The sequence below is a fragment of the Achromobacter sp. Marseille-Q0513 genome (assembly GCF_018195695.1).
Taxonomy (GTDB): domain Bacteria; phylum Pseudomonadota; class Gammaproteobacteria; order Burkholderiales; family Burkholderiaceae_B; genus Achromobacter.
In genome coordinates, this window is sequence record NZ_JAGTJY010000003.1 from 103,289 (window position 1) to 110,629 (window position 7,341).

The 7,341-nt window shown below is 62.2% G+C and carries 7 protein-coding genes; 5 read left to right on the forward strand and 2 right to left on the reverse strand.

Annotated elements, in window-relative coordinates:
* Positions 1–72 precede the first annotated feature (72 nt).
* Positions 73–837: an SIMPL domain-containing protein gene (locus tag KDH83_RS01845; RefSeq protein ID WP_212312416.1), complete on the forward strand. Its 765-nt coding sequence runs from the start codon at positions 73–75 to the stop codon at positions 835–837.
* Here KDH83_RS01845 and lgt read toward each other — a convergent pair.
* Entirely contained in the window at positions 812–1,600 is a 789-nt protein-coding gene (gene lgt / locus KDH83_RS01850) for a prolipoprotein diacylglyceryl transferase (protein WP_103272476.1), read from the reverse strand. The two genes, KDH83_RS01845 and lgt, sit on opposite strands and share 26 nt — an antisense overlap.
* A gap of 126 nt (positions 1,601–1,726) precedes the next feature.
* Between lgt and ilvD the strand changes: the two genes are divergently transcribed.
* The 3 genes from ilvD to msrA all read left to right on the forward strand — a co-directional run bounded on the left by ilvD (position 1,727) and on the right by msrA (position 4,367).
* Entirely contained in the window at positions 1,727–3,412 is a 1,686-nt protein-coding gene (ilvD, locus tag KDH83_RS01855) for a dihydroxy-acid dehydratase (RefSeq protein ID WP_212312417.1), read from the forward strand.
* Positions 3,396–3,734: a c-type cytochrome gene (locus KDH83_RS01860; protein ID WP_212312419.1), complete on the forward strand. Its 339-nt coding sequence runs from the start codon at positions 3,396–3,398 to the stop codon at positions 3,732–3,734. Before ilvD ends, KDH83_RS01860 begins: the two co-directional genes overlap by 17 nt.
* 78 nt (positions 3,735–3,812) lie before the next feature.
* The gene (gene msrA / locus KDH83_RS01865) at positions 3,813–4,367 is read left to right on the forward strand and encodes a peptide-methionine (S)-S-oxide reductase MsrA (protein ID WP_212312421.1); all 555 of its coding nucleotides are present in this window, start codon (positions 3,813–3,815) and stop codon (positions 4,365–4,367) included.
* 113 nt (positions 4,368–4,480) lie between these two features.
* Here msrA and hppD read toward each other — a convergent pair whose 3' ends face one another.
* On the reverse strand, positions 4,481–5,593 hold the full coding sequence (gene hppD / locus KDH83_RS01870) for a 4-hydroxyphenylpyruvate dioxygenase (protein WP_212312423.1): 1,113 nt from the start codon (positions 5,591–5,593) through the stop codon (positions 4,481–4,483).
* 156 nt (positions 5,594–5,749) lie between these two features.
* On the opposite strand from hppD, the gene KDH83_RS01875 reads away from it, so the two are divergent.
* On the forward strand, positions 5,750–6,226 hold the full coding sequence (locus tag KDH83_RS01875) for an Lrp/AsnC family transcriptional regulator (RefSeq protein ID WP_103272480.1): 477 nt from the start codon (positions 5,750–5,752) through the stop codon (positions 6,224–6,226).
* Positions 6,227–7,341: the final 1,115 nt, after the last annotated feature.

Below are 7,341 nucleotides of genomic sequence, written 5' to 3' on the forward strand. Positions count from 1 at the left end.
TCCCAGCGGGCCTGCCATGAGCGCAGGTCCGCCTCGGGTGCCTCCCATCGTCCTCCCTCCTAGGACCAGTCCATGCTCAAAAACACCGTTACTACGCTGACCAGGCTCAGCGCGGCATGCGCCGCCGTGGCCGCCATTTCCGTGGCGCAGCCCGTCTTCGCTCAAACGCAGGCTCCGGCCGCGTCGCCGGCGCCCGCCGAGGCCGCCGTCAATCGCTCGCCCGAACTGAGCCTGCAAGCTACCGCGTCATCTGAAGTCAAGCAGGATACGGTGCGTATCGCGCTGGCTGCCGAGGTGGAGGGGGCGGACCAGCCGGCCACGGGCAAGAAGCTCAGCGCGCTGCTGGACGACGTGGTCAAGCGGGCGCGCGACACCAAGGGCGTCGAAGTGCGCACGGGCAATTACAACGTCTGGCCCAATACCGGCAGCAAGGGCAAGATCGCCGGCTGGCGTGGACAGGGCGAAGTGATCCTGGAGTCCAAGGATTTCGAGGCCGCCGCCGCGCTGGCGTCGAAGCTGTCGGACAAGACTGCGATCTCCAGCATCAGCTTTTCGCTGTCCCGCGCCGCGCGCGAGGCCGAGGAGCGCAAGCTGCTCAAGGAAGCGGCGCAAGCCTTCAAGGACCGGGCGCTGGCCGCCGCCAACGCCTTCGGTTTTTCCGGCTACCGCCTGAGCAAGCTTGAACTGGGCGGTTCCGGCGGCCCTGGCCCGATGCCGCGCATGATGGCGATGGCCAAGGACGCCGGGGGCGGCGGCGCCTATAGCGCGGACGTTCCCCTGGAATCCGGTGAGGTGACGGTCAGCGTCGCCGTCAACGGGACGATCGTTTTGCAGTAAGGCTGAACAGGATGGCGCCCAGCGCCACCATCGGCAGGGACAGCCACTGTCCCATGCTCAGTCCGCCCGCGAGCAGGCCCAGGAAGTTGTCCGGCTCGCGGGTGAATTCCACCAGGAAGCGGAACGTTCCGTAGCCGATCAGGAAGACCGCGCTCACCTGTCCCAGGGGCCGCGGCTTGCTGGAAAACCACCACATCAGTGCAAACAGCACGATGCCTTCCAGGCCCAGCTCATAGAGCTGGGACGGATGGCGCGCCAGGCCGTCGCCGCTTTGCGGGAACACCATGGCCCAGGGCACGTCGCTCGGCCGGCCCCACAGTTCGCCGTTGATGAAGTTTCCCAGGCGGCCGAATCCCAGGCCCAGCGGAATCATCGGGGCGATGAAATCGCTGATGGCGAAGAAGGGCAGGCCCTTCTTGCGGGCGAACAGGAACATCACCAGGATCACGCCGATCAGGCCGCCGTGGAAGGACATGCCGCCTTCCCACAGATACAGCACTTCCAGCGGGTGCGACAGGTAGTACGACGGCTTGTAGAACAGCACATATCCCAGCCGGCCGCCCAGCACCACGCCCAGCACGCTGTAGAAGATCACGTCTTCGAGATCGCGGGTGGTCAGCGTCGTGGTGTGGCCGCTCTGGATGCGGCGCCGACCCAGCAGGTAGACCAGGGCGAAGCCCACCAGATACATCAGGCCGTACCAGTGGATGGCGACGGGGCCGATCCGCAAGGCAACGGGATCGAATTCGGGATATTGCAGCATGTTCCGCCCGGCAGAATGAAGTTGAATGATAATAACCGGCGAGCCTGCAGCACGGCGTGCCCGCGCGGGTCCGCCCTTATCCGGCTTTGCCGCCGCGCGCCGTGGCGGTCGTCAGGAGACCAGACCATGCCGAACAACGAACGTTCCCGCCATATCACTCATGGCGTCGCGCGGGCGCCCAACCGGGCCATGTACTACGCGCTGGGCTACCAGGAAGCCGACTTCGACAATCCCATGATCGGGGTCGCCAACGGCCATTCCACCATCACGCCGTGCAACAGCGGGCTGCAAAGATTGGCCGACGCCGCCATCGACGCCATTCGTGGCGCGAAGGCGAATCCGCAGGTGTTCGGCACGCCGACCATCTCGGACGGCATGTCCATGGGCACCGAGGGCATGAAGTATTCGCTGGTGTCGCGCGAAGTCATCGCGGACTGTATCGAGACCGCCGCCCAGGGCCAGTGGATGGATGGCGTGGTCGTCATCGGCGGCTGCGACAAGAACATGCCCGGCGGCATGATCGCGCTGGCGCGCATGAACGTGCCCGGCATCTATGTCTATGGCGGCACCATCAAGCCGGGCCGCTACCAGGGCAAGGACCTGACCATCGTTTCCGTGTTCGAGGCCGTGGGCGAGTACACCATGGGCCGCATGGACGAGACCGATTTCAAGCAGATCGAGAAATGCGCCATTCCGGGCTCCGGTTCCTGTGGCGGCATGTACACGGCCAACACCATGAGCTCGGCCTTCGAGGCCATGGGCATGAGCCTGCCTTGCTCCAGCACCATGGCCAACGAGGACGAGGAAAAGGTCGTCTCGGCGGCGGAGTCGGCGCGCGTGCTGGTGGATGCCGTTAGGCGCGGGCTGCGGCCGCGCGACATCATCACCCGCGAGTCCATCGAGAACGCCGTGTCGGTCATCATGGCCACGGGCGGTTCCACCAACGCCGTGCTGCATTTCCTGGCCATTGCCCACGCGGCGGAAGTGCCATGGACCATCGATGACTTCGAGCGCATCCGCCAGCGCGTGCCGGTGCTGTGCGACCTGAAACCTTCCGGACGTTACGTCGCGACGGACCTGCACCGCGCCGGCGGCATTCCGCAGGTCATGAAGCTGCTGTTGAATGCGGGCCTGCTGCATGGCGATTGCATCACCATCACCGGCAAGACCATCGCCGAAACACTGGCGGATGTGCCCGACGCGCCGCGCGCCGACCAGGATGTCATCATGCCGCTGGACCGCGCGCTCTATCCGCAGGGCCATCTCGCCATCCTGAAGGGCAATCTGTCGCCGGAAGGCTGCGTGGCCAAGATCACCGGCCTGAAGAATCCGGTCATCACCGGGCCCGCGCGCGTGTTCGACTCCGAGGACGATGCCATGGAGGCCATCATGGCCCGCAGGATCCAGCATGGCGACGTGGTGGTGATCCGCTACGAAGGCCCCAAGGGCGGCCCGGGGATGCGCGAGATGTTGGCGCCAACGTCGGCGCTGGTCGGGCAGGGGCTGGGCGAAACCGTCGGCCTGATCACCGACGGCCGGTTTTCCGGCGGCACCTGGGGCATGGTGGTCGGGCACGTCGCGCCGGAGGCCTTCGTCGGCGGCCCGATCGCGCTGATCCACGAGGGCGATTCGGTTACCATCGATGCCCATCAGCTGCTGTTGCAGCTCAATGTCAGCGACGAGGAAATGGCGGCCCGTCGCCAGGCCTGGGTCCAGCCCAAGCCGCGTTATACACGCGGTGTGCTTGCCAAGTTCGGCAAGCTCGCCAGCACCGCGAGCCGTGGGGCAGTAACCGATGCATTTGAAGCGTAGTTTGACGGCCGCCGTGATCGGCGTGCTGGGCGCGGCCGCCGCGGCGCAGGCGCAGACCACCGGATTGGACCTGGCCAAGAGCAAGGCCTGTATGGCTTGCCACCAGGTCGAGGCCAAGCGCGTCGGTCCGCCCTTGAAGAGCGTGGCCGAGCGCTATGCCGGCCAGGGCGATGCCATGGTGGATTACCTGGCAGGCAAGATCCGAGGCGGCGGCCGCGGCGCCTGGGGAGCCGTGCCCATGCCGGCCCAGACGCAGGTCAGCGCCGACGACGCGCGCCAGCTGGCCGAATGGATCTTGTCGCTGGCGCCCGCCAAGCAGTAGTCTCTATTCATCTATCCGCCTGGTCGTTCAACGACCAGGCCGGGCGGTCTGCCCGTTTTTCCTATTGAAGGAGCCGTCATGGCAGAACAAGCATCTCCTGGCAAGGAAGTCGCCGTCCTCGGCGGCGGTTGCTTCTGGTGCGTCGAGGCGGTACTGACCGACCTGCGCGGTGTTGTCAGCGTGCTGCCGGGCTATAGCGGCGGCCACGTCGAACAGCCGTCCTATGAGCAGGTATGCCGCAAGGATACCGGCCATATCGAAGTGGCACGCGTCGAATTCGATCCGGCAGTGCTGTCTTATGGCGATCTGCTGCGCGTCTTCTTTGCCACGCATGATCCCACCACGCCGGGCCGTCAGGGCAACGATGTCGGTCCGCAATACGAGTCCGCGATTTTCTGGCAGAACGATACCCAGCGCGAACAGGCCCAGGCCATCATCGCCGAGGTCGACGCGCAGAAAATCTATGATGCGCCCATCGTGACCAAGCTGCTGGCGCCTGCGACGTTCTGGCCGGCCGAGGACTACCATCGCAACTATTTTGAACTGCATCCGGAACAGGGCTATTGCCAGTTCGTCATCGCGCCGAAGGTGGCGAAGTTCCGCAAGCAATTCCAGGATCGCCTGCAGCGCTGAGCCGATGGACCCGCCGGTTCCGCATCCGGCGAAAAAAAACCTCGCCGCTTGGCGAGGTTTCAAGGCCGGCGCTACCGCCCGAGCGGCGGCGCCGACAGGGGAAGAGCGGGTGCTTATTCCACCGTTTTCAGTACGCCGCGGCGCATCTGGTCCAGTTCGATCGATTCGAACAGGGCCTTGAAGTTGCCTTCGCCGAAGCCGTCGTTGCCCTTGCGCTGGATGATCTCGAAGAAGATCGGGCCGATCTGGTTCTCGGTGAAGATCTGCAGCAGCAGGCCGCCGCCGGGGGCGCCGTCGAGCAGGATGCGGTTCTTCTGCAGGCGTGACACGTCTTCGCCATGGTTCGGCAGGCGGCGGTCCAGCAGCTCGTAGTAGGTCTCGGGCGTATCCAGGAACACCACGCCGTTCTTGCGCAGCGCTTCGACCGTGCCGTAGATGTCGTCGGTCGCCATGGCGATATGCTGGATGCCTTCGCCGCGGTACATGTCCAGGTACTCCTGGATCTGGCCCTTCTCGTCCGTGCCTTCCTCATTGATCGGAATGCGGATATTGCCGCACGGCGAGGTCATGGCCTTGGACTTCACGCCCGTGACCTTGCCTTCGATGTCGAAATAGCGCACTTCACGGAAGTTGAACAGGCGCTCGTAGAACTCCGACCATTCGGCCATGCGGCCCTTGTGCACGTTGTGCGTCAGGTGATCGACCAGTGTCAGGCCGGCGCCACGATGGTTCAGGTCGGCCTGGGCGTTTTCTACGTCCAGCGGCACGAAGTCCACGTCATAGATGCTGATGTCGCCGATGCCGCCGTGGCCTTCCTTGCCGGCCCAACGGTCCACCAGGTAGATCAGCGAATCGCCGATGCCCTTGATGGCGGGAATGTTCAGCTCCATCGGGCCGCTGTGCGAGTCGAAGCCCCAGGCGCCCAGTTCCAGTGCGCGCTTGTAGGCCTTGGCGGCGTCCTGGACGCGGAATCCGATGGCACAGATCGACGGACCGTGCAGACGGGCGAAACGTTGCGCGAAAGAATCCGGTTCGGCATTGATCAGGAAGTTGACGCCGCCCTGGCGATACAGCGTCACGTCCTTGTGGCGGTGCTTGGCGATGGCCTTGAAGCCCAGCAGTTCAAACACCTTGCGCAGCGCGGCGGGGTCCGGCGCGGCATATTCAATGAACTCGAACCCGGCGGTGCCCATCGGGTTGTCCCAGGGTTGGAAAGCGCTGCTCATAAGTCTGCTCCCTTGCATCGTTTTGCGGACGACTTGTTCTTCAAGTCTAGGCTGGAGATTGTAGGTAGGAAAGGCAGGCAGACTATTGCAAACATGCTGCGAAAGGCAGTAGTCTCGGCAATTAAATTGCCGTACTTGGAAATTTAAGGGTTGAAAATGTCTGACAATGAACTGGATAGGACAGATATCAGGATTCTTGCCGAGTTGCAGCGCGATGGCAGGCTCAGCAACCAGGAGCTGGCAGACCGCGTTTCCCTGTCGCCCAGTCCGTGCCTGCGCCGGGTTCGGCGCCTGGAGGAGAAGGGTTTCATCAAGAAATACGTCGCGCTGATCGACGCGGGAAAAGTCGGATTGGGCCTGCTGGCCTATGTGAACATCCGGCTCAACAAGTACAGTGGCTCCAGCCACGCGCCCATGAGCGACTTCGCCCGCGACGTACAGCTTTGGCCCGAGGTGGTGGAGTGCTATGCCATGTCGGGGGACATGGACTATCTGCTGCGCATCCAGGTGGCTGACCTGGCGCATTTCTCCCGGTTCGCCATGGATACGCTGATGCGGCATCCTGCCGTGGTGGACATGCGCTCCTTCTTCGCGCTACAGCAGATCAAGGAGACAACGGAACTGCGCTTGTAGGTCGGGGAAGAGCCATTGGGGGACGGTTGGCTTCTTCAGGGAATGCGTCCCGAGCCGGTGCGCGCGGCCGGCCGGCTGGGTCATGTGCCTTGGAATGCGCTTCCTTCTATATATAGAGAGGCGCCATTCTAGAGAGGCGCTATTCACTATCCACCTATATATATAGGTAGGTACAGAGGGGACTCTGGGCGACCCAAAATAGGTAGTAGCAGCCTGTGATGCCGTTGGGCGGGGCGTTCGCGACAGATCCGCTGGCCAAATCAGGGATCGTCCCCCATATTTTTCACGTTTCTGCAAAAAAGGTGTCATAGCGGCGACACAGATTCAAATTCCGTGCTATAGTCTCGCTCCTTCGCAGTTCAAGCAGTTTTGTGAGCCGCGAAGCCAAGCAGGACGCAACGGGTTGCTGGTTTTTCCAGCGATCTGCCGCAGCGGCAAACGAGGTTCTTCGGAACGTTGAGCGCCAAGCGGTTATTGCAAGGTTCGGTGCAAATCAGGCAGAAGCCAGTTGCATAGACCGCAAATGGTGTGTTATAGTCTTGGGCTTGGCTGGTGATGTTGATTCAGGGTTAACCCGGATGGGTGGTCTGAACAAGATGACAAGCCAACCGGGGTGTAGCCAACCTTCGATGCGATGCAAATTGAATCGAAGCTGCGGATGGGAAGTTTGAGCGAAAGCGCAGGCGACCGGGAAGCAGGGTTGCAAGATGGGATGCAAATTAGGCAAAAGCCGGTTGCATGATCTGCAAAAGTTGTGTTATAGTTTCGGGCTTGGCGGTTGCCGAAAAATTAGGGAATACCCTGATGTTTCGATAGCTGCTAAGAGGAGGATCCGAAAGGGTTTTCCGGCGAGACCTGAAGAGGTCGCCGACAAGAAGGTGAAGCGAAATTAAGCGCGACGCTGACTTGACAAGCGATAAAAACTTCTTCATAATCTCGTTTCTCTGCTGCTGAAACAGCAGCGACGCGAAAGCGGGTTGGAAGACTGATTCTTCGAGGTTCGCTGAAGTTAACGGCAGTTGAGACGAAGTAGTATAGAATTTAGCAGTACCGCTCTTTAACAATTAAACAACCGATAAGTGTGGGCGCTTGATGCGAGTGCACAGTGATCGGGC